The following is a 19699-nucleotide window of genomic DNA, read 5'->3' on the forward strand; positions in this document are numbered from 1 at the left end:
GTATCACGTTCTGGCACAACCAATTTCGTCGTGGCCTGTGCACTGGGGTCCCGATCTCCCGGCCCCGCGTAGCTCGGCCGGGATGGGCGACGGTGGTGCTCCCGCAGACGCACCACCGTCTGCTCATCGGAGTTCAGGGCCAGCCACCAGCGCCTTCTTGTCGATCTTGCCGACCGCGGTGACCGGAAGGGTTTCGGTGCGGCGCAGCACATCCGGCAGCTTGTAGGTGGCCAGGCCCCTGGCGGTCAGGAAGGCTTTTATCTCCGCCAGCGTCGGCATCGCGGCGTCGACGACCAGTACGGCACAGACCTTTTCGCCGAGGGCGGGGTCCGGCAGACCTACGGCCGCGGCGTGCCGCACCGCCGGGTGGGCCAGCAGGTGCTCCTCCAACTCGTCGCAGGAGATGTTCTCGCCGCCGCGGTTGATCACGTCCTTGATCCGGCCGGAGACCACCAGATGGCCGCTGGGCAGGCGGCGGACCAGATCGCCGCTGCGGTAGTAGCCGTCCGGGGTGAATGCGCGGGCGTTGTGCTCGGGTGCGCGGTAGTAGCCGCGAATCGTATAGGGGCCCTTGGTGAGTAGTTCGCCCTCAACGCCAGGGGGCACATCGTTGCCGTCGGCGTCGACCACCCGGATCTCGTCGGCGGGGGACAGCGGCCTGCCCTGCGTGGTGGCGACGAGTTCCGGATCGTCGTCGAGGCGGGTGTAATTCAGCAGGCCCTCCGCCATGCCGAACACCTGCTGCAGCGCGGCGCCGAGCGCGGGGGTCACCTCGCGCGCGTTCACCTCGGCCAGGCGCGCGCCGCCCACCTGCAACAGCCGCAGCGAGCTCAGGTCGGCCGTTTCCCATTCGGTTGCCGCGCACCACAATTGAGCCAGCGGCGGCACCACCGCGGTGACCGTCACCCGATGCCGCTGGATGGCCGCGAACGCGCTCTCGGGGCTCGGATCGATGCCGAAGACCACCGCGGCACCCGCCGCGACGGCGCCGAAGATGCCGGGGCAGGCCAGCGGAAAGTTGTGTGCCGCAGGCAGTGTCACCAGGTAGACGTCGTCGGGGGTGAGCTCGCAGACCTCGGCGCTCGCGGTCGCGTTGTAGACGTAGTCGTCGTGTGTGCGGGCGATCAGCTTGGGCAGGCCCGTCGTGCCGCCGGAGACCAGCAGCAGCGCGATATCGGACGGATCCGGCTCGGGCAGCGAATCACCCTCGCGCGGCACCGAATTCAGGTCGGTCTCGCCGCCGGGGTCGCCGAGCACCAGGACATGGCGCAGCGATGGCACGGATTCGCGCACGGTCGCGGCCAACTCGCGATAGTCGAAATCGCCGACGCGGTCCGGGATCACGTAGCCGACCGCACCGGAAAGTTCGGCCAGATGCGCGATTTCGGCGCGCCGGTGCGCGGGTAGCGCGAGTACCGGGATGATGCCCGCGCGCAGCATGCCGAACAGGACGGTCAGGAATTCGGGCACGTTCGGCAACTGCACCACCACTCGGTCGCCGGGGGTGATGCCGAGGGCGAGCAGACCGTTGGCCATTCGATCCGCGGCGGCGTCCACGTCGGCATAGCTGCGTGCGCCGCGCTCGTCGAGCAGGGCGGGCCGGTCCGGATGCCGCCGGGCCGCCGCGCGCAGCAACTCGCCGAGGGTGCGGCCGGACCAGTGGCCCGCCGCCCGGTACGCGGCGGCCGCCGACTCCGGAAATGGGACGTAGCCGTCTCGATGGGTGCCGGTCGCTGCGGTTGTCGTCACGGTCTGCCTCGCATTTACTCGGATCCAGATTTCTAAGGTTAGGCAACCCTATCTCAATGCGTTAGGCTGCTGCCGAACAGTGCTCGGTCGACAGGGAGGTGCTCACGCGTTGACAGTCCGGTCGAATCGGCGTCGACGACCGGATCGGACGGGATTGCGGGATCCACACCGTATTTCGGGGCCCGCGCGCTCGCACGAAACCATCCCGTCCAGTCACATTAAACTCCCCGGCATGACGCGCTGGGACACCACGAATATCCCCGATCAGACCGGTCGCATCTTCATCGTGACCGGCGCGAACAGCGGGTTGGGCGCGGTGATCGCGCGGGAGCTGGCGGCGGCAGGCGCCGAGGTGATACTGGCCTGTCGCGACCTGGCACGGGCCGAAAAGGTTGCGGCCGAACTCGGTTCGCGCGCCGTCGTGCGCCGGCTGGATCTGGCGGACCTGTCCTCGGTGCGCGAATTCGCCGCGGCCATCGACCGGGTGGATGTGCTGATCAACAATGCCGGAGTGATGGCGGTACCGCTGTACCGCACCGCGGACGGCTTCGAAATGCAGATCGGCACAAACCATCTCGGGCATTTCGCGCTGACCGGCCTACTGCTGCCGAAGATTTCGGATCGCGTCGTCACCGTCGCCAGCGGTGCGCACACGATCGGCCGGATCGATCTGGACGACCTGAACTGGGAGCGGCGTAGCTATCAGCGCTGGCTCGCATACGGTCAGGCCAAGCTGGCCAACCTGATGTTCCACTACGAACTGCATCGCAGGCTCACCGCCGCGGGCGCCGAACTCGCCGCGGTGGCGGCGCATCCCGGCTACGCCGCGACGGAGCTGATGTCGCATACCGAATCGCTGCTCGGCCCGATCATGGCGCTCGGCAATCGGCTGCTCGCGCAGAGTGCCGAAATGGGCGCTCTCCCCGAACTTTTCGCGGCCACGGCACCCGAGGCCGAACCGGGTGGCTACTACGGGCCGACCGGATTCGCCGGTATGCGCGGCTATCCCGGCCGGTCCGGTTCGACCGGCGCGGCGCGGGACGCCACCGTCGCCAAGGGATTGTGGGAACTGTCCGAACGACTCACCGGTGTCTCGTTTGATTTCGGCGGATGAGTCAGCTCAATATGTGCACGTCGTAGAAGAACTGGTAGCGGTCCGGATTGTCGGGCAGGAACCAGTGGAAGCCCGCCAGTAGAAAGACCGCGACGAGGTTGATCGCGATCACTACGCCGAGGAAGCCGATCGCGATCATGCCGAGCCGGGTATACGGCTGCTTCGGAAAGTCCTGTGCCGCCGTCTCGTTCGCGAAGGCCATGGCGGCGCCCGCCGCGACGATGGCGGCCGCGAACAGGATGAGCGCCCACACGTAGAGGTGCAGGCCGAGCACCGGGCCGCCGTAGCCGGGATCGCCGGGCAGGATGTGCAGCATCGTCTGCCGCCAGGATGCGAATCCGCCTGCGGCACAGGCGACTATGGCCAGGCCCCAGCCGGTGGCGTAGTCGTGCGGGGTGACCGTCGACGTCATCGCCCGCCGCACGATATAGGCCCCGCCGAGCGCCGCGAGCAGCATGAACATGCGCTGCACCAGGCACAGTGGGCACGGATAGTCCCATGCGATGAACTGGACGCCGAGCCCGCCGCAGACCACGCCGGTCCAGCCGATGACGAAAATCCAGGCCAGCCAGTATTGGACGCGGCCGAGCGGCCGGGCTGTCGCCTGCTCGCTCACCAGTTCAACCCCAGCCCGAGGCCGCCGGTGATGTGGTGGGCCATGAGCAGGATCGTCGCGATCAACAGAATCCACCAGCCCGCCAGCACCATTCGGCGGGGTTTCCCGCGGTCGAGCACGACGAGGACGTACAGCAAACCTCCGAAGATCAGCGTGTCCATAGCAGGCGGACATTACCGGGGTGACCTGGACGGGCCTGCTCGGACACGCCGCCTGGACGTGACGACGGTCATATCCGAAGTCATGTCACAGTGCGCGCCGTCGCGTCGTCGTCCTAGTGAAGCCAACCGAAACCGAACAAGGAACGAGGGACATCATGGACGCCCGCTTCGATCTTTTCGCCAACCAGGTCACCAGCAAGTTCGTCAAGCGCATCATCACCGCGGGCAAGGTGGTCGATGAATCCGGATTGCCTTCGGCCACTTACGAACTGGTGAAGATCCGGGCCAGCCAGATCAACGGCTGCGGCTACTGCACCGATATGCACACCAAGGATGCGCTGCACGCGGGCGAGGACCCGGTGCGGCTCAACCTGGTCGCCGCATGGCACGAGGCCACCGTATTCACCGAGTCGGAGCGCGCCGCGCTGGCCCTCACCGAGGCGGCGACCCGAATCGCCGACGGCGGCAGCATCAGCGACGCGGTCTGGGCCGATGCGCGCAAGCATTTCGACGACGACCAGCTCGGCGCGCTGATCGCGGCCATCGCGATGATCAACGCCTGGAATCGGCTGAACACCATCATCCGCAACCCGGCCGGGTCCTACGTGCCGGGCCAGTGGGGCTGATCTCGATGGGATCCGGGCGATGTGTCGTGTGGCACTGTTGCGCCGCGCCCGACGCATCGCCTGGTACAGTCGCCGACGTGCAGCGCGCGTATTTCTGGTTTAGCAAGCCGGCCCTGGGTGGGTCGGTCTGCGGCAACCACATGCGCTGACACCTTCCACCCCGAGCCGGACGATGGACCGGCTCGACGGGTTTGCACAACGTCCGTGGGTCGGCCGTGACGAAAAGGAATCCACCCACGATGACAACCGCAGCCGAGATAGCCGCACCCGATCCCATATCTACTGGCGACACCGCCGACCTGGACGATCGACGCACGATTTCGCTCAGCCCGCTGCGTTCCCCCGCCGACGTGCGCCGCGCACACCCCATCACCGACGAACTCGCCGATGTGGTGCGCGCCGGGCGCAAGGCGACCGTCGATGTGCTCAACGGCGCCGACGACCGCCTGATGGTGATCGTCGGCCCGTGTTCGGTGCACGATCCGGTCGCGGCGATCGATTACGCGAAGTTGTTGGCCGCCAAGGCCGTCGAACTCGGCGACCGGCTGCACGTGGTGATGCGGGTGTACTTCGAGAAGCCGCGCACCACCCTCGGCTGGAAGGGGCTGATCAACGATCCGCACCTGGACGGCAGTTTCGACGTGAACACCGGCCTCGGGCTCGGCCGCAAACTGCTGGTCGACATCACCGCGCTCGGGTTGCCGGTGGCGTGCGAATTCCTCGATCCGATCACCCCGCAGTACATCGCGGACCTGGTGTCGTACGGCGCGATCGGCGCCCGCACCGCGGCCAGCCAGGTGCATCGGCAGTTGAGCAGCGCGCTGTCCATGCCGGTGGGCATCAAGAACGGCACCGACGGCGATGTGCAGGTCGCCGTCGACGGCGTGCGGGCCGCCGCGGCCAGTCATGTCTTCCCCGGCACCGATCTCGACGGCCGGGCCGCGCTGGTCCGCACCGCGGGCAACCCGGACTGCCACGTCATCCTGCGCGGCGGCAGCACCGGAACCAACTACGACGCGGCCTCGGTGGCCGAGGCGTGCATCCGGCTGGAGAAGTCCGCGCTGCCGCAGCGCGTCGTCGTCGACGCCAGCCACGGCAACAGCAACAAGGACCACAACCGGCAGGTCGACGTGGTCACCGATATCGCGGGCCGGTTGGCCGCCGGTGAGCCGGGCGTCGTCGGGGTGATGCTGGAGAGCTTCCTCGTCGAGGGCCGTCAGGATCTGACCCTCGGCCGGGCCGACGAGCTGACCTACGGTCAGTCCATCACCGACGCCTGCCTCGACTGGGCGCGCACCGCGCAGCAACTGGACCGGCTCGCCGACGCCGTCGCGCAGCGCCGAGAGCGCTGACGCCGCAATGGATTATCTGGCGGCGGCGGCTCGATCAAACTCCGCGGGCCAGCCGTCGGCCGGGCCGGGTGGGTCGGTGTACAGGCGTGCGGCCAGCCAGTGGTCGCGCCGGACACCGCGCTGCATGCTGCCGAGCCTGCACAGCCCCTCGTACCGGAATCCGGTGCGGCGGGCGACGGCCGCCGAGGCGTAGTTGCCGACGAAGGCGCGCCAGCTGATTCGTTGCAGCGCCATGCCGTCGGGTTGAAATGCGAAGTCGCACACCAGGTTCACCGCCCTGGACATCAGACCGCGGGACCGCTGCGCCGAGCTCTGCCAAAAGCCGATCTCGGCGGCGGTCTCATCGCGTCCGCCGAGCCCGATGGTGCCGATCAGTTCGCCGTCGGGCCGTAATCGCAGCGCCCACACCGGGCTGCGGCCCGCCCAGCCGGGGCCGACGACGTCGTAGATGAAGGTTTCCGCGTCGGACCGGTGGTACGGCACCGGAATGGTCACCCATTCGCCGATCTGTGGATCCTGGCAGCACTCGACGATCGTTTCGATATCGGCCGCGGTGGGTGGCGTCAGCCAGACCGTTCCATCGGAAAGGATGCGTTCCTCCATCGAGTCATGGTGCCACGGTCCGCGCCGGATCATCCGGTTTGCCCGTCCGCGAATCGAGGCGATTCGGGCGGGCCGTACAATCTGCTCGATGGTTGCCGCTCTTCTCGCCGACTTGTTCGAATCCCATAGGGGGCATCTGCTCTCCGTCGCCTACCGGCTCACCGGGAGCGTCAGCGCAGCCGAGGACGCCGTGCAGGAGAGCTGGTTGCGCCTCGGTGGGGTGCACCAATCCGAAATCGAGGACCTGCGCGCCTGGCTCACCACCGTGGTGAGCCGAATCTGCCTGGACCACTTGCGTGGTGCCGCGGTACGCCGGGAAAACTATGCCGGCCAATGGTTGCCGGAACCGATCGTCACCGGGGCCACCCCGTCCAGCATGCCTGACCCGCTGGAATCCATTGTGCGCAAACAGGAGTGCCGCCTGGCCGCGATGGTGGTGCTCGATACGCTCACCCCGCCGGAGCGGGTGGCGTTCGTGCTGCACGACGGGCTCGGCGTGCCGCTCGGCGAAATCGCGGACATTATCGACGTTTCCGTGGCGGATGCCGAGCAGTCGGCGGTGCGCGCCCGAAAAGCGATGGCGCACATCCCGCCACCGGTCACCGACGCCGAGCACACGGCCGCGGTGCGGCGGCTGCTCGATGCGCTCCGCACCGGTGATCTCGACGCGATAACCGCTGCGCTGCACCCGGATTCGCGGGTCATCGAGGATGACGGCGGTGCGTCGCCGACCGCGATCAACGTGGTCTGCGGGCGGGAACGGATCGCGCAATTCTTCCTCGAGCTGGTGCGGCGGTTCGGGGCGGGCTCGGCGCAGGATTCGCCGGGTGGTTACGAATTCGCCCATGTCAATGGACAACTCGGCCTGGTGGTCAAGGGCGATCCCGGCGAATTCGGGCTCGGCGGCTGGCCGGCCCGGGTGCTGGGATTCGTCGTTCGCGACGGGCTGGTCTGGGGCGCATACGATCACGCGAATCCGGCCAAGCTCACCGGGATCCGGCTCGGCTGAACCGGGCGCGGTGACCGAGATCACTCGGTCCGCCGACGGGACGGTCAACGCCGTTACGGGCCTCGACTACCCTGCGAAATATGTCCTCGCAACCCGCGACCGTCGCGCGCCTGCGCCCCTTCGCCTCCACGATCTTCGCCGAGATGACCGAGCTGGCCGTCCGCCACGACGCGGTCAACCTCGGCCAAGGTTTCCCGGACACCGACGGCCCGGCGGGCATGCTGGAGGTGGCCAGGAAGGCCATCGCCGACGGCATGAACCAGTACCCGCCCGGCCGGGGTATGCCGGTGCTGCGCCAGGCCATCGCGGCCGACCGCAAGCGCCGCTACGGCATCGACTACGACCCGAATTCCGAAGTGCTGGTCACGGTCGGCGCGACGGAGGCGATCGCCGCGGCGATCCTCGGCCTGGTCGAGCCCGGCGGTGAGGTGGTGCTCATCGAGCCGTACTACGACTCGTACGCGGCGGCGGTCGCGCTGGCGGGCGCGACGCGGCGCACCGCCCGGCTGGTGCCGGACGGCGACGGATTCGTGCTCGATCTGGACAGCCTGCGGGCCGCCATCACCCCGGCCACCAGGATGCTGGTGGTGAACTCGCCACACAATCCGACCGGTGCCGTACTCGGCCGCGACGATCTCACCGCCATCGCCGAAATCGCCTGTGCGCACGACCTTCTCGTGCTCACCGACGAGGTGTACGAACATCTGACCTACGACGGCGTCGAACACATCAGCCTCTCGACGCTGCCGGGTATGTTCCAGCGCACCGTCGTGGTCTCCAGCGCGGCGAAGACCTTCAATGTGACGGGCTGGAAGACCGGTTGGGCGCTCGGCCCGGCGAACCTGATCGATGGTGTGCTCGCGGCGAAGCAGTTCCTCACCTTCGTCGCGGGCGGGCCGTTCCAGCCCGCAGTCGCGTACGCGCTGGACAACGAGCAGGACTGGATCGCCGGACTGCGTAATGATCTGTCGGACAAGCGGCTTCGGTTGTCCGCCGCGCTGGCCGATACCGGTTTCGGCGTGAAGTCAACGGCCGGAACCTATTTCGTTACCGCCGACATCACCCCGATGGGTGCGGCGGACGGTATGGCGTTCTGCCGCGAACTGCCCAAGCGGCTCGGCGTCGCCGCAGTGCCGGTGAGCGTATTCGTCGATCATCCGGAGGAGTGGAATCACCTGGTGCGCTTCGCATTCTGCAAGCGCGACGAAACGTTGGACGAGGCGGTGCGGCGCCTGCGCGCCGCGCACAACAAGTAGCCTCTACGTCCTTCGCAACGCCTGCGGCGCGCGCCAGTGGTACTTGCGCGCCAGCAGGCGCAGCACGATGGCGGCCAGCGCGGCGAGTCCGCCGGTCCAGGCCCGGTATTCGCCGTAATAGAGCAGCGTCGCCGTGGTCGCCGCGCCGATCAGCGCGGGCACCGCGTACAGCTCCTGGTCCGGGCGCAGCACGCTCGGCGTCTGCCCGGCCAGCACATCGCGGATGACGCCGCCACCGATCGCGGTGACCATGCCGAGCAGCGCGGCGGTCGGCGCACCGGTGCCGTACGCGTAGGCGACGACCGTTCCGGTGACGCAGAACAGGCCGAGCCCGATGGCGTCGAAGATCTCCAGCGGCCCGCGGATCAGCCGGGCCGGCGGATGCCGGAGGAAGACGATGAGCGCGGCGAGCAGCGAAACGCACAGGTAGGTCAGGTCGGTGAAGGCGGCGGGCGGGGTGCGCCCGATCAGCAGATCGCGGGTAACCCCGCCGCCGAGCGCGGTCGCGCAGGCCAGCACCGCCATGCCGAAGATGTCGAAATCCTTGCGGACGGCGAGCAGCGCACCCGAGGTCGCGAAGGAGAGCACCCCGAGCAGTTCGCCGGTCCGCTGCGCGGCGTTGACGGCCGAGTCGAGCTGGGTCGCCATGATGTCGATGCCGGCCACTGGCCCGCGCTCCCTTCGTGAATCCGAGTTTTCACGAGGAAGTTAACGCACGCTGAGCGGTAACTATGCCAGCGAGGGACGGGCCTTGTCGGTGGCGAGCAGCACCGCGATGGTGCCGAGCACGGTGCCCATCAGATAGCGCTGCATCCGCAGCCACAGCGGACGACCGGCCAGGAAGGTCGAAATTCCGCCCGCGCCGAGCACGATCATGCCGTTGACGGTCAGCGCCACCGCGATCTGCACCGAGCCGAGGCAAAGGCTTTGCAACCACACTCTGCCGTGTTCCGGCGTGACGAACTGCGGGATCAGCGCCATGTACATGATGGCGATCTTCGGGTTCAGCAGATTGGTGACCAGGCCCATGGTGAACAGCCGCCGGGTCGGGTCGGCGGGCAGCGGCGACGGCGCGAAAACCGAGACGCCGCCGGGGCGCAACGCCTTCCACGCCAGCCACAGCAAATAGGCCGCGCCGGCCAGTTTCAATCCCAGATACAGGCCCGGGACCAGGGCGAATACGGCGGTGATGCCCGCGGTGGCCGCGGTGAGGTAGACCCCGAATCCGGCGGCGACTCCGGTCAGCGAGATGAGCCCGGCGCGCCTGCCCTGCGATACCGTCCGCGACACCAGATACATCATGTTCGGCCCGGGCGTGAGCACCATGCCCAGCGCCGCGGCCCCTACTCCCAGAATTGCGGCGGTTCCGATCATGTCTCGATCGTCGCGTGCCGCGGCCGCCGCGTCTCGGTCCAGTCTTCGCCTGCTGGACACGCCTAGATCGGCGTGTCGCAAACCGTGTGTTACGGCGTGTCGGAATAAACGGATCCGGATTTGCGCTGCATGGTGCCGGTTCGCACCCGCGGGGCGTCGTGGTGTCGGAGGGGTCCGGAAGAATGGGCGGGAGTCGAAGCCAAGGAGGGACTGTGACCGACGGTCCACTGATCGTGCAGAGTGACAAGACGCTGCTGCTGGAGGTCGACCACGAGTTGGCCGACGCGGCGCGGCAGGCGATCGCGCCGTTCGCCGAGCTGGAGCGCGCACCCGAACATGTGCACACCTATCGGGTGACACCGCTCGCGCTGTGGAACGCGCGCGCCGCCGGGCACGATGCCGAGCAGGTTGTCGACGCGCTGGTCAACTTCTCCCGGTACGCGGTGCCGCAGCCGCTGCTGGTCGACGTGGTCGACACGATGGCCCGCTACGGCAGGCTGCAGTTGGTCAAACATCCCGCGCACGGGCTCACGCTGGTCAGCCTGGATCGCGCGGTGCTCGAAGAGGTGTTGCGGCACAAGAAGATCGCGCCGATGCTCGGCGCCCGCATCGACGACGACACGGTGGTCGTGCACCCGTCCGAGCGCGGCCGGATCAAGCAGATGCTGCTCAAGATCGGTTGGCCCGCAGAGGATTTGGCGGGTTACGTGGATGGCGAGGCGCATCCCATCGAGCTCGATTACGAGGGTGGTCACTGGCAGCTGCGCGACTATCAGCAGCTGGCCGCGGATTCGTTCTGGGCGGGCGGGTCCGGCGTCGTGGTGCTGCCGTGCGGCGCGGGTAAGACAATGGTCGGCGCGGCCGCCATGGCCAGGGCCAAGTCGACCACGCTGATCCTGGTCACCAATACGGTCGCGGGCAGGCAGTGGCGGCGCGAGCTGCTGGCCCGCACCTCGCTCACCGAGGACGAGATCGGCGAATACTCCGGTGAGCGCAAGGAGATTCGGCCGGTGACGATCGCGACGTATCAGGTGATCACCCGCCGGACCAAGGGCGAGTACAAACATCTCGAGCTGTTCGACAGCCGCGATTGGGGTCTGGTCATCTACGACGAGGTGCATCTGCTGCCTGCGCCGGTCTTCCGGATGACCGCGGACCTGCAGTCCCGCCGCCGGCTCGGCCTCACCGCGACGCTGGTCCGCGAGGACGGTCGCGAGGGCGACGTGTTCTCGCTCATCGGACCCAAACGCTATGACGCGCCGTGGAAGGATATCGAGGCGCAGGGCTGGATCGCCCCGGCCGACTGTATCGAGGTGCGGGTCACGCTGACCGATGCCGAACGCATGGCGTACGCGACGGCCGAACCCGAGGAGCGGTACAAGCTGTGCTCCACCGCGCATACGAAAATCGCCGTGGTGGAATCGATCCTGGCCCAGCACCGGGAGGCGCCGAGCCTGGTGATCGGCGCCTACTTGGATCAACTCGACGAGCTCGGCGTCGCGCTGAACGCGCCGGTGATCCAGGGTTCGACGAAAACCAAGGAGCGCGAGGAACTCTTCGACGCGTTCCGGCGCGGTGAGATCCCGGTGCTCGTGGTGAGCAAGGTGGCGAACTTCTCCATCGATTTGCCGGAAGCCTCGGTGGCCGTGCAGGTTTCGGGTACCTTCGGCTCGCGGCAGGAGGAGGCGCAGCGCCTCGGCAGGCTGCTGCGGCCGAAACACGATGGCGGACAGGCGCATTTCTACTCGGTGGTATCCCGCGACACGCTCGACGCCGAGTACGCCGCACACCGCCAGCGTTTTCTGGCCGAGCAGGGGTATGCCTATCGCATAACCGATGCCGACGACTTGCTGGGTCCGCCCATCGGATAAGCGGAGACCAATCCTCCACAACGTGTGCTAGGAATACATCGTGCGACGCTTCGAATTCCCAGTTGACCGAAGGCACGCGCACGCGGTCAACGAGGTTTTCGCCGCACTGCGCAGATTGCGGATAATGGCCGTCGCGGCGGCGCTGGCCTGCGTCGCGGTCACGGCCGCCCTGGTGTGGGTCGACCATCCGTGGGCCTACATGGTGGCCATCGCGTTCGGGCTCGGCACGCTGATCGCGGCCTGGGTCGCGCTGTGGACCCCGCACCGCTCGAGCATCGACAAGCTCTATCACGAAAGCGAATTGGTGCCCGCCGTCGTCTCGGAGACGTATCCGAGCGGGGTGGTGCTGCTCGCACTCGTCGATGTCGCCAAGCCGGAGGCGCCGGACCCGCGCTACGCGTTGATCACCAGGAAAGTGCGCACGCTGCCCGGTCATCAGGCCAAGGCGGGCGAGCGGGTGCCCGCGGTGGCGGTGCGCACCGATCGGGCGCCCGGCGTCGGCGAGCGCTGGCAGTCGGTGAGCGCCATGCCCATCGCCTGGGGCACCCGCGACGGCGCCGTCATCGAACGCGCCCGCGCCGCCATCAGCGAAACCGAATGGCGTTTGCTCACCGACAATCTCGGCCTCGCCGATAAAGTGCGCCGCACCTCCACCAAGCGGCTGCTGCTCGATCCGCATCAGCTGCCCGGAGAATTAGGGGTCTGACCCGACCGTCCTGCCCCCTAGACTCGGGTGATGGTGCCAACGGCCGATCTGCTGGCGTTCGTCGCGGCAAGCATTCTGTTAATCGTCATTCCGGGGCCCGGTGTGCTGTTCACCGTCGGGCGGGCACTGGCGCTCGGCCGTCGCGCGGCACTGGTTTCGGTGCTCGGGCATTCCGCCGGCGTCCTGGTGGAGCTGATCCTGATCGCATTCGGGCTCGGCACGCTGCTCGCCGTCTCGGCGGTCGCGCTCACCGTCATCAAGTTCGCCGGCGCGCTTTACCTTGTCTACCTGGGTATTCAGACCTTCCGTGACCGAAAGTCGTTGAGCGAGGCGCTTTCCGCGCGGGTCGAGCCCGCGTCCGGTAAGCGGGTGTTCCGGCAGAGTTTCATCGTCGGCGTCACCAATCCCAAGGGGATCGTGTTCTTTTCGGCGGTGCTGCCGCATTTCGCCGATCCGCGGGCCGGTTCGCTGCAGCTGCAGTTCTTATTGCTCGGCAGCATTTTCCTGGCGATCGCGCTGGTGTCGGACAGTGTCTACGCGCTGACCGCGGCGGCCGCGCGGAACTGGTTCGCGAAGTCGCCGCGCAGGTTGTCGGCGGTCGGCGGTGCGGGCGGGGTATTGATCGTCGGGCTCGGCGCTTCGGTGGCGCTGAGCGGAACGAGCGACTGACGGACTGCCGAATCCGGCGGGCGCTATCCCCGCTGGACGTCCGAACCGGCTACCGTACACCGGGTATCCGGATCGAGGAGGGGTGGTCGTCGCGATGAAATGGTGGTCCGGCCCGTTGGCCGTCGGTATGGTGGGCGCGCTCGGGCTGACTTCCGCCGCCGTCGCACCGATGGCGAGCGCCGACATCGCCAATCCGTTCGTCGGCGCCCCCGGCCTCGGCGATCCCTACTATCCGCTCGACGGCAACGGCGGATATGACGTGCGGCACTACGACATCGGCATCGACTACGACCCGCCGAGCCACCTGCTCACCGGCACCGCCCGGATCGATGCGGTGGCGACGCAGGCGCTCGGGGCGTTCAACCTGGATTTCGCCGGACCGCAGGTGCGCACGGTCTCGGTGAACAACCTGCCCGCCACCTTCGATCGCAACGGCGAGCACGAGCTGACCATCTCACCCGCGCTGCCGCTGCTGCCCGGGCTGCCCTTCACGGTGACGGTCGAATACTCCGGGACAGCCGCCGACACCCAGGGCGAGGGGTGGACCTACTCGTCCGGCGGCGGCGCGTTCGCCGCCGGTGAGCCGCACAGCGCCGCCACCTGGTACCCGCTCAACGACACCCCTTTGGACAAGGCCACTTTCACGCTGCACGCCACCGTCCCCGCGGCATGGGAGGTGATGTCCAACGGGGTGCGCACCCAGGACGCGGTCGAGAACGACAGGCGGACGGTCACCTGGGAGACCCATCAGCCGACCATCGGCTATCTGACCACCATCGCCATCGATAAATTCGATTTCCTGGAGCAGCGGCGCGCCAACGGAACTCCGCTGTTGAGCGCCTTCGCGCCGAACGCCGGGCGGACGCGCGCACTGGAGGAGCGGCTGCCCGAGGTGCTCGACTTCATCGAAAGCCTTTACGGCCCTTATCCGTTCGATGCGGCGGGCGGAATTTTCGTCGACACCGATCTGAAGTTCTCGCTGGAAACCCAGACGCGGCCGATCTATGCGCCGTGGGTGGACCTGGACACCGTGGTCCACGAGGTGACGCATCAGTGGTGGGGCGATTCGCTCTCGGTGCGGCAGTGGTCCGATGTCTGCCTGAACGAATGCTTCGCCAGCTACACCGCCGACTATCTCTGGCCGGAACACAAGGACGGCAAGGATGTGGACGCCGAATATCGTTCCACCATCGAGAAATACGGCAACGACCAGAGGTTCTGGGACATCGCCCTCGCCGCACCGGGCGTCGGAAACGAATTCACCTCGGTCTATTACCGAGGCCCGCTCTTCCTGCACGCATTGCGCAAGCGCCTCGGTGACGACGTATTCTTCTCGGCCGTAAGGGAATTCAACGCCGCACATGCGTACGGCAATGCGTCGATGCCGGAGTTTCGCGCCTTTCTGCAGACGAAATCCGCGACGGATCTCACCGGATTCCTGGCGGCGTGGCTGGATGGCACGACTCGGCCGCCGGACGAGTTCCTCTATCCGGATGCGTTGCGCGGCTAGGACTTCGGCTTGCCCTCGGCCTTGGCCACCCGCCGCTCGGCCCGGTCCACCTGTTTCTGCACGGTGTGCAGGTGCTCCTTCGCGGACCGGTCGGCCGCGCGCGCGAATTGCCGTTCGTGTTCGGCGCGATCCAGTTCGTCGCGTAGGCGCTCGATTCGGGAGTTGATCTCGGCCAGGCGGTGTGCGGCCTCGTCCGCCTCCGTAGCCGCCGTATCCCGTGCGGCGCGCGCCGATTCGAGCGCGGCCCGCGCCTCGTCGCGATCTTGATCCGAATCCTGTTCAGGCGCTGTTGCTTTCGAATCTTCTGGGGTATGTTCCAACACCGAGAGCGTCGGTCCGGCCGGGCCGAAACCCTCGTAGGTCGTGGCGCTCGTCAACGTTCCGGTATGCACCTGTTCGGCGACGGCCGGATCGGCGAGTGCGGCCGTCAGCGTCTGGCCGACCTCGCGCAGCACCGCCTCACTCGCCGGGCGCCCATGCTCGGCGGCCAGCGCGCCCGCGCGTTTGGCGAGCGCATTGACCATCTGCTGACGCTGGGCGGTCAGGGTGCGCAGCCGCTGCCCGGACAGCTCCCGCTGCGCCGCGCGCAGCGCCGCGGCCAATTCCAGCAGTGCGTCCACTTCGCGCGGCGCCTCCCGCGCGAGCAGGTTCACCGTCCAGGCGGTGACCGTCGGTTTGCGCAGCTTGCCGATGGCGGTCGCGAGTTCTCGGTCGCCCGCCTCGCGCGCGGACCGGACCAGCGCGTCGCGCGCGGCGACGAATTCGCTCGGGTGCAGCGCATATAGGTCGGTGGTTGCCTCGTCGAGCGTCATCTGCCGGTCCTCGCCTTCGCTCGTGGCGGGCATGGGGAATGAAACGAGCGTAACGAGGCGGTCGGTCGGAACGACACCCCCGGTGGATTGGACGAACGTCCACGTCAGGCGTTTTACGCGAAAGGCATTGCTAATGGACTACTTTGGGTTTCAACTGCTGACCGGACTGCTGCCGCGGGTGCTCGGACTGTCGATGATGGGGCTGTGGGCGCTGCACTGAGCCGCCGATTCGCCGTAAGGATGCCCGGAACTCCCTGGATTTAGCCCGCACGGCTGATGCGACCCGGTACCCGCGCAGGTATTCTCACCCGCGTTCAGGACCGTGAACATGTTCGGTGAGAAAGGTTTTCCCGTGAAGTTTCCAGGAGCGAGGCTGCTGGCACGCGTCGTGCTCGCCCTCGTTGCGGTGGCCGCGGTAGTAGTCGCGGTGGCCGGATGTTCGGCCGAGGCAAGTAAGTCCGATACCGCCAAGGCGAAGGTCGGCGACTGCATCAACGTCATCAAGGCTTCGGAGAACGATGCGAAGACCGAGCCGGTCGATTGCGCGTCCGACAATGCCCTGTACAAGGTCGCGAAGACCTACGACAAGAAGACCGACTGCCCCGCGCCCGCCGTCGGCTACAACGAAACCCTGAAGAACAACGAGACGGTGGCCTACCTATGCCTGGCACCGAACTTCAAACAGGGCAAGTGCTATGCCGACCTCGGAACCACCGGCTGGAAACTGACCGACTGCACCGCGAAGGAAGCCACGTTCAAGGTGGTACAGCGCATCGACGGCAAGGCCGACGAACTGGAATGCGGTTCGAATGCCGAGAAGTTCCTGACCATCGAGGATCCGAAGACCACGTTCTGCATGACCAGGCCCGCCTGATCGTCATTCCAACAGGGCGACCGACGCGATCCGGTGCAGTGTGAAGTGCCGGACCGCGCCGGTCACCGGGTCCAGGGCATCGAGCTGCCCGTTACCGACCTTCAACGGCTCGACCACCCGCTGCGTCGCGACGCCCTGTGCGTCGACGTAGCCGATATTCACCGACCGCCGCACCCGCGCGGCCAACTGCAGCAGCGCCAGGGTCGCCGCGGTGCTGGTGCGGGTGCCGTCGGTGCGGACCGACTGTCCCTGCCGGGCGCTCGCGGCCCGTTCGCCCGCCCGCAGCTCGGTGACGAGCAGTTCCAGCTGTTCCCGGCTCGGCGGCGTCGGCCGATACGACTGTCTCGCGTTGGGGCGCACCGCGATTCGCGCACCGCGCGGCCGCAGATCCACGATGGCGCCCGAGGCGTCCTCGCCCGCGGGTGCGAATCCGGCCGCCCGCAATTGGTCGAGCAGTTCACCGAGCGGCGCCTGCGCGATGGCCACCGTCGGCGCGATGGCCCGCAGCGCGAGCGCGCTCGCCACCGGCGCGGCCAGCACCTCGGCGAGCAGCGCCGGATCGTCGCTGCGCACGAATGATTGCGCCATCCCGGCCCGCAACTGGCCGTGGCGGCGGGCGACGTCATCGATGAGGTAGGTCAGCGCCTGCGGTACCGGTGTCCGCGAATGCGTGGCGAACAGCCGGTGCAGTTCCGCCGCGGTGAGGCCGGCATCCAGGGCACGCCGCACCGAACCCTCGCCGATCCGATAAACTGTTGCGGCGCCCGCCGATTCGATATCCGCCACCAGCGCGACCCGCTGCCGCAGGTCGGCGGTGAGCGGGCCGGGCGCGATAACCGTCAGATCCGCCTGCACCAGCACGTGGTCCACCGGCTCCGGCAGCGCCGTCGCCATCTCGGATTCGGCGTCCGCGGCCGCGCCGTGCACCAGCGCGCGGCCCGCCGAGGCCAGCGCGCCGCGCCCGATCAGGCCGACCGCGGCCGCCTCCGCCAGCGTGTTGCGCACCGCCTCCATGCGAAAGTGCCTGCGCCAGCGCGGTTGTCGCCAGGCGAGCGCCCGCCCGATCGCGGCGGCATCGATGGCGCTGCCGGAGGGCAATTCGGCAAGCAGCCCGAGTATCGCGCGGCGGTCCCTCGGCGCGACCGGATTGCGCAGCTCCACCGACAGCGCCGCGATGGGTTTGTCGTTGGTATCGCGCATGCCGATCATCCAGGGAAGCCGGTCCAACTCCAGCCAGGCCTGGGCGATGGTCACCCAGCGCCGGGCCGGTGGCTGCTCCAGCCAGGCATCGGCGGCGGGTGTCGGGGCCCAGAAATCGTCGGTGGAATCGAATTCCGGGGCCGGTTCCGGGAAACCCTTCTCGATCAGCTTGGCCGCCGCGAGCAGCTCGACCAGCAGCCCGGCGCGCGGCTCATCGATACCGGTCTGCTTGGCGACCCGGCGCAGCTCGCGCACCCCGAGGCCACCCGCCCGCAGCGCGGGCGCGGGCAGCTGACCGAGCGCGTCGATGATGTCGCCGCAGTGCCGCAGCAACTCGCCGACCTCGCCCGCCGCGACGGCGTTCACCTCCGCCGGGGTGTGCTTCACCGCATCGGATGTCGGCGGGCGCAACAGGTTCGGGTGGGTGACCGGTTCGTTGCGCAGCACCTGACCGACGGTGATCGGCAGCTCGACCGTCTCGTCGTCGATCCAGTTCAGCAGGCGGCGGGCCAGCAGCTGCTGTACCGGGCGATCCGGCGCGGTGCCGGGTGCGGCATCCCTGGTGCGGCCGCGCGGGCCGGTGGCCGCCAACTTGTCGAGCAGATTGCGCTCGGCCGGGGCGATCTCCGCGAGCGCGGCCACCACCTCGGATTCGGTGAGCGCGTCGGGGACCTCGGTGGCGCTGCCGATCGGCCACGGCAGCGCCTCGGCCGCCGCCGGAACCATGCGCAGCCCGTCACCGTCGGTCCAGACCAGCGCGCGATCGGTGAGCCTGGTGAGCGATGCGTCGATCGCCGCCTTGCCGACCCGGTCCTTCAACTGCCCGTGCAGTTGTTTGCGCGCCAGCGGCGCTGTATCGCCCGGCGGACGGGTAATGCTGTGCACCGCAAGCGTTTCCAGGATGGCGAAATCGAGCGTGTCGAGATCGTCGGTGGCGCGCAGCACCGAGGCGCGCTGTTCGGCACGGGAGGCGAGCACCGTCATCGAGGACGGCAGCGGCACCGCCAGATCGGGCCGGAGTTCGAGCAGCGCCACCAGCTGGTCATCGCTGCGCGCGTCGAGCCATCCGGCCAAGGAATCGGGGGCAGACATCTCATCTAGCCTACGGGGACCGGCGCGGCGCCGTCGGACGGGAAGGGCACGGGCGCGCATGTCACAATGGGCGCGTGGTGAACAAATCGAAGAAACCGTATGTCGACAACGGCTGGCCGAAGCTGGCCGATGGTGATCACGCGGTCACCGAACTTTCGTCGACCCGCTCCGGTGGGCTTTCGCCGTTCGGCGAGGACACCGAGTTTCCGGTCCCGGCCGAGCAGTTGCCGTACATGCACCCGCATACGGTGATCAACCGGTAGCTATCTCAGGGGCCGGAAGGTCTCATAGATACGAACAAGGGCCCCGCATCCTCGTCGATGCGGGGCCCTTGTCCGTTGTCGAACAGCCTTACTGGGGGAGCAGCCCCTTGTTGGCCTCGTAGAAGTTCACGATGTTGGGATCCAACTTGACGTTGTTCGCCTTGGCGGTGTTGATGAAGTCGAGCGCTTCCTTGGGCACCTGAACGCCCTGGCTCTGCACGACCTCGATGGCGCGGTCCACCGCGGAGAAGATCTGCTGGCTCTGGTCGGGTGCGGCCTGGGTCTGCGGGGCCTCCGGGCTCCAGCGCGGGGTCTGACCCGCGGGGGCCGTGCGCGGCGTCGGGCCGCTGCTGAGGCCGAGACGAGAGGAGCAGGAGGGCCAAGCGCCCCAGCCCTGCGAGGCGAGCACCTTTTCGGCGACCGCGATCTGCTGTTCGCGGGAGGCCTGGCTGGCGGTGGTGGCGTATTCCTGGCCACCGTGCGCGTTCCAGGTGCTCTGCGTGAACTGCAGACCGCCCTTGAACCCGTTACCGGTGTCGATACCCCAGTTGCCGCCCGCTTCACACTGGGCGAGACGATCCCAATCCGAGTCGGCTGCCGCGCTGGCGTTTCCAGCGAGGGCCATTCCCGCGGTGCCGAAGATGGCGCCGGTGACGGCGACCTTGGCTACGGTGCGCCCGGTGTTGGTTGGCTTGCGATGGCGTCCACTCATTCCGGTTGTCTTCCTCTCGTACGCACCTGCGAGGTTTATTCGGTCCGGACTGAGAGGTCGTCCGTCCCGCCCTCGCCCCTGCTTTTGCGTCGGGGTCCGGTACCCGCGGGGCGAGGCTCGGTGCGGCGGG

20 protein-coding genes are annotated in these 19699 nt (G+C 68.0%); 11 read left to right on the forward strand and 9 right to left on the reverse strand.

What is annotated here, in order from left to right; genetic code table 11:
- Positions 1 to 123 precede the first annotated feature (123 nt).
- On the reverse strand, positions 124 to 1749 hold the full coding sequence (locus F5544_RS03460; RefSeq protein ID WP_167471823.1) for a (2,3-dihydroxybenzoyl)adenylate synthase: 1626 nt from the start codon (positions 1747 to 1749) through the stop codon (positions 124 to 126).
- A 232-nt stretch (positions 1750 to 1981) separates the two neighbouring features.
- Here F5544_RS03460 and F5544_RS03465 point away from each other — a divergent pair, with 232 nt between their 5' ends.
- Positions 1982 to 2863: an oxidoreductase gene (locus tag F5544_RS03465; RefSeq protein ID WP_167471824.1), complete on the forward strand. Its 882-nt coding sequence runs from the start codon at positions 1982 to 1984 to the stop codon at positions 2861 to 2863.
- Between the two features lies 1 nt (position 2864).
- On the opposite strand, the gene F5544_RS03470 is transcribed toward F5544_RS03465, so the two are convergent.
- Complete coding sequence (locus tag F5544_RS03470; protein ID WP_203217484.1) at positions 2865 to 3479, reverse strand: disulfide bond formation protein B; 615 nt, start codon at positions 3477 to 3479, stop codon at positions 2865 to 2867.
- The gene (locus F5544_RS03475; RefSeq protein WP_167471825.1) at positions 3476 to 3640 is read right to left on the reverse strand and encodes a DUF5993 family protein; all 165 of its coding nucleotides are present in this window, start codon (positions 3638 to 3640) and stop codon (positions 3476 to 3478) included. The genes F5544_RS03470 and F5544_RS03475 overlap by 4 nt, the downstream gene beginning before the upstream one ends.
- A gap of 155 nt (positions 3641 to 3795) precedes the next feature.
- On the opposite strand from F5544_RS03475, the gene F5544_RS03480 reads away from it, so the two are divergent.
- Together F5544_RS03480 and F5544_RS03485 are read left to right on the forward strand one after the other, a co-directional pair.
- Complete coding sequence (locus tag F5544_RS03480) at positions 3796 to 4266, forward strand: carboxymuconolactone decarboxylase family protein (protein ID WP_167471826.1); 471 nt, start codon at positions 3796 to 3798, stop codon at positions 4264 to 4266.
- Between the two features lie 239 nt (positions 4267 to 4505).
- The gene (locus F5544_RS03485) at positions 4506 to 5618 is read left to right on the forward strand and encodes a 3-deoxy-7-phosphoheptulonate synthase (protein WP_167471827.1); all 1113 of its coding nucleotides are present in this window, start codon (positions 4506 to 4508) and stop codon (positions 5616 to 5618) included.
- Positions 5619 to 5630: 12 nt separating this feature from the next.
- Here the strand turns inward: F5544_RS03485 and F5544_RS03490 are convergent, their stop codons facing one another.
- On the reverse strand, positions 5631 to 6221 hold the full coding sequence (locus F5544_RS03490; RefSeq protein ID WP_167471828.1) for a GNAT family N-acetyltransferase: 591 nt from the start codon (positions 6219 to 6221) through the stop codon (positions 5631 to 5633).
- A gap of 88 nt (positions 6222 to 6309) precedes the next feature.
- Between F5544_RS03490 and sigJ the strand changes: the two genes are divergently transcribed.
- Both sigJ and F5544_RS03500 read left to right on the forward strand, forming a co-directional pair.
- The gene (gene sigJ / locus F5544_RS03495; RefSeq protein ID WP_167471829.1) at positions 6310 to 7230 is read left to right on the forward strand and encodes an RNA polymerase sigma factor SigJ; all 921 of its coding nucleotides are present in this window, start codon (positions 6310 to 6312) and stop codon (positions 7228 to 7230) included.
- Between the two features lie 80 nt (positions 7231 to 7310).
- On the forward strand, positions 7311 to 8486 hold the full coding sequence (locus tag F5544_RS03500; protein WP_167471830.1) for a pyridoxal phosphate-dependent aminotransferase: 1176 nt from the start codon (positions 7311 to 7313) through the stop codon (positions 8484 to 8486).
- A gap of 3 nt (positions 8487 to 8489) precedes the next feature.
- Here F5544_RS03500 and F5544_RS03505 read toward each other — a convergent pair whose 3' ends face one another.
- Positions 8490 to 9134 carry a trimeric intracellular cation channel family protein gene (locus F5544_RS03505; RefSeq protein WP_167478958.1) on the reverse strand — a complete coding sequence of 215 codons (645 nt, stop codon included), beginning with the start codon at positions 9132 to 9134 and terminating at the stop codon, positions 8490 to 8492.
- Positions 9135 to 9215: 81 nt separating this feature from the next.
- Complete coding sequence (locus F5544_RS03510; RefSeq protein WP_167471831.1) at positions 9216 to 9860, reverse strand: LysE family translocator; 645 nt, start codon at positions 9858 to 9860, stop codon at positions 9216 to 9218.
- Between the two features lie 212 nt (positions 9861 to 10072).
- Here F5544_RS03510 and F5544_RS03515 point away from each other — a divergent pair, with 212 nt between their 5' ends.
- From F5544_RS03515 to F5544_RS03530, 4 genes are all read left to right on the forward strand, one after another.
- Positions 10073 to 11731, forward strand: coding sequence for a DNA repair helicase XPB (locus tag F5544_RS03515; protein WP_167471832.1), 1659 nt, complete (start codon positions 10073 to 10075; stop codon positions 11729 to 11731).
- 40 nt (positions 11732 to 11771) lie between these two features.
- Positions 11772 to 12437, forward strand: a complete 666-nt coding sequence (locus F5544_RS03520) for a DUF3239 domain-containing protein (RefSeq protein ID WP_167471833.1) — start codon at positions 11772 to 11774, stop codon at positions 12435 to 12437.
- 30 nt (positions 12438 to 12467) lie between these two features.
- Complete coding sequence (locus F5544_RS03525) at positions 12468 to 13106, forward strand: LysE family translocator (RefSeq protein WP_167471834.1); 639 nt, start codon at positions 12468 to 12470, stop codon at positions 13104 to 13106.
- Positions 13107 to 13188: 82 nt separating this feature from the next.
- Entirely contained in the window at positions 13189 to 14616 is a 1428-nt protein-coding gene (locus tag F5544_RS03530) for a M1 family metallopeptidase (RefSeq protein ID WP_342760409.1), read from the forward strand.
- On the opposite strand, the gene F5544_RS03535 is transcribed toward F5544_RS03530, so the two are convergent.
- A complete protein-coding gene (locus F5544_RS03535) occupies positions 14613 to 15461 on the reverse strand; it encodes a hypothetical protein (RefSeq protein WP_428847114.1) in 849 nt (282 codons plus the stop codon). The two genes, F5544_RS03530 and F5544_RS03535, sit on opposite strands and share 4 nt — an antisense overlap.
- 319 nt (positions 15462 to 15780) lie before the next feature.
- On the opposite strand from F5544_RS03535, the gene F5544_RS03540 reads away from it, so the two are divergent.
- A complete protein-coding gene (locus tag F5544_RS03540) occupies positions 15781 to 16302 on the forward strand; it encodes an LppU/SCO3897 family protein (protein ID WP_174867260.1) in 522 nt (173 codons plus the stop codon).
- Between the two features lie 3 nt (positions 16303 to 16305).
- On the opposite strand, the gene F5544_RS03545 is transcribed toward F5544_RS03540, so the two are convergent.
- Positions 16306 to 18594 (reverse strand): helicase-associated domain-containing protein, encoded by a 2289-nt coding sequence (locus F5544_RS03545; protein ID WP_167471836.1) that lies wholly within the window; start codon positions 18592 to 18594, stop codon positions 16306 to 16308.
- A 74-nt stretch (positions 18595 to 18668) separates the two neighbouring features.
- Here F5544_RS03545 and F5544_RS03550 point away from each other — a divergent pair, with 74 nt between their 5' ends.
- Positions 18669 to 18857, forward strand: a complete 189-nt coding sequence (locus F5544_RS03550; protein WP_167471837.1) for a hypothetical protein — start codon at positions 18669 to 18671, stop codon at positions 18855 to 18857.
- Between the two features lie 88 nt (positions 18858 to 18945).
- Here the strand turns inward: F5544_RS03550 and F5544_RS03555 are convergent, their stop codons facing one another.
- Positions 18946 to 19569 carry a resuscitation-promoting factor Rpf1 domain-containing protein gene (locus F5544_RS03555; RefSeq protein WP_167471838.1) on the reverse strand — a complete coding sequence of 208 codons (624 nt, stop codon included), beginning with the start codon at positions 19567 to 19569 and terminating at the stop codon, positions 18946 to 18948.
- Positions 19570 to 19699 lie beyond the last annotated feature (130 nt).

The organism is Nocardia arthritidis (genome assembly GCF_011801145.1).
Taxonomy (GTDB): Bacteria; Actinomycetota; Actinomycetes; order Mycobacteriales; family Mycobacteriaceae; genus Nocardia; species Nocardia arthritidis_A.

Excerpts from the sequence above, each read along its gene's own strand:
- F5544_RS03465 (WP_167471824.1), top strand. The coding sequence starts at position 1,982 with ATGACGCGCTGGGACACCACGAATATCCCCGATCAGACCGGTCGCATC.
- F5544_RS03475 (WP_167471825.1), bottom strand. The coding sequence starts at position 3,640 with ATGGACACGCTGATCTTCGGAGGTTTGCTGTACGTCCTCGTCGTGCTC.
- F5544_RS03480 (WP_167471826.1), top strand. The coding sequence starts at position 3,796 with ATGGACGCCCGCTTCGATCTTTTCGCCAACCAGGTCACCAGCAAGTTC.
- F5544_RS03485 (WP_167471827.1), top strand. The coding sequence starts at position 4,506 with ATGACAACCGCAGCCGAGATAGCCGCACCCGATCCCATATCTACTGGC.
- F5544_RS03490 (WP_167471828.1), bottom strand. The coding sequence starts at position 6,221 with ATGGAGGAACGCATCCTTTCCGATGGAACGGTCTGGCTGACGCCACCC.
- sigJ (WP_167471829.1), top strand. The coding sequence starts at position 6,310 with ATGGTTGCCGCTCTTCTCGCCGACTTGTTCGAATCCCATAGGGGGCAT.
- F5544_RS03500 (WP_167471830.1), top strand. The coding sequence starts at position 7,311 with ATGTCCTCGCAACCCGCGACCGTCGCGCGCCTGCGCCCCTTCGCCTCC.
- F5544_RS03505 (WP_167478958.1), bottom strand. The coding sequence starts at position 9,134 with ATGGCGACCCAGCTCGACTCGGCCGTCAACGCCGCGCAGCGGACCGGC.
- F5544_RS03510 (WP_167471831.1), bottom strand. The coding sequence starts at position 9,860 with ATGATCGGAACCGCCGCAATTCTGGGAGTAGGGGCCGCGGCGCTGGGC.
- F5544_RS03525 (WP_167471834.1), top strand. The coding sequence starts at position 12,468 with ATGGTGCCAACGGCCGATCTGCTGGCGTTCGTCGCGGCAAGCATTCTG.
- F5544_RS03535 (WP_428847114.1), bottom strand. The coding sequence starts at position 15,461 with ATGCCCGCCACGAGCGAAGGCGAGGACCGGCAGATGACGCTCGACGAG.
- F5544_RS03545 (WP_167471836.1), bottom strand. The coding sequence starts at position 18,594 with ATGTCTGCCCCCGATTCCTTGGCCGGATGGCTCGACGCGCGCAGCGAT.
- F5544_RS03555 (WP_167471838.1), bottom strand. The coding sequence starts at position 19,569 with ATGAGTGGACGCCATCGCAAGCCAACCAACACCGGGCGCACCGTAGCC.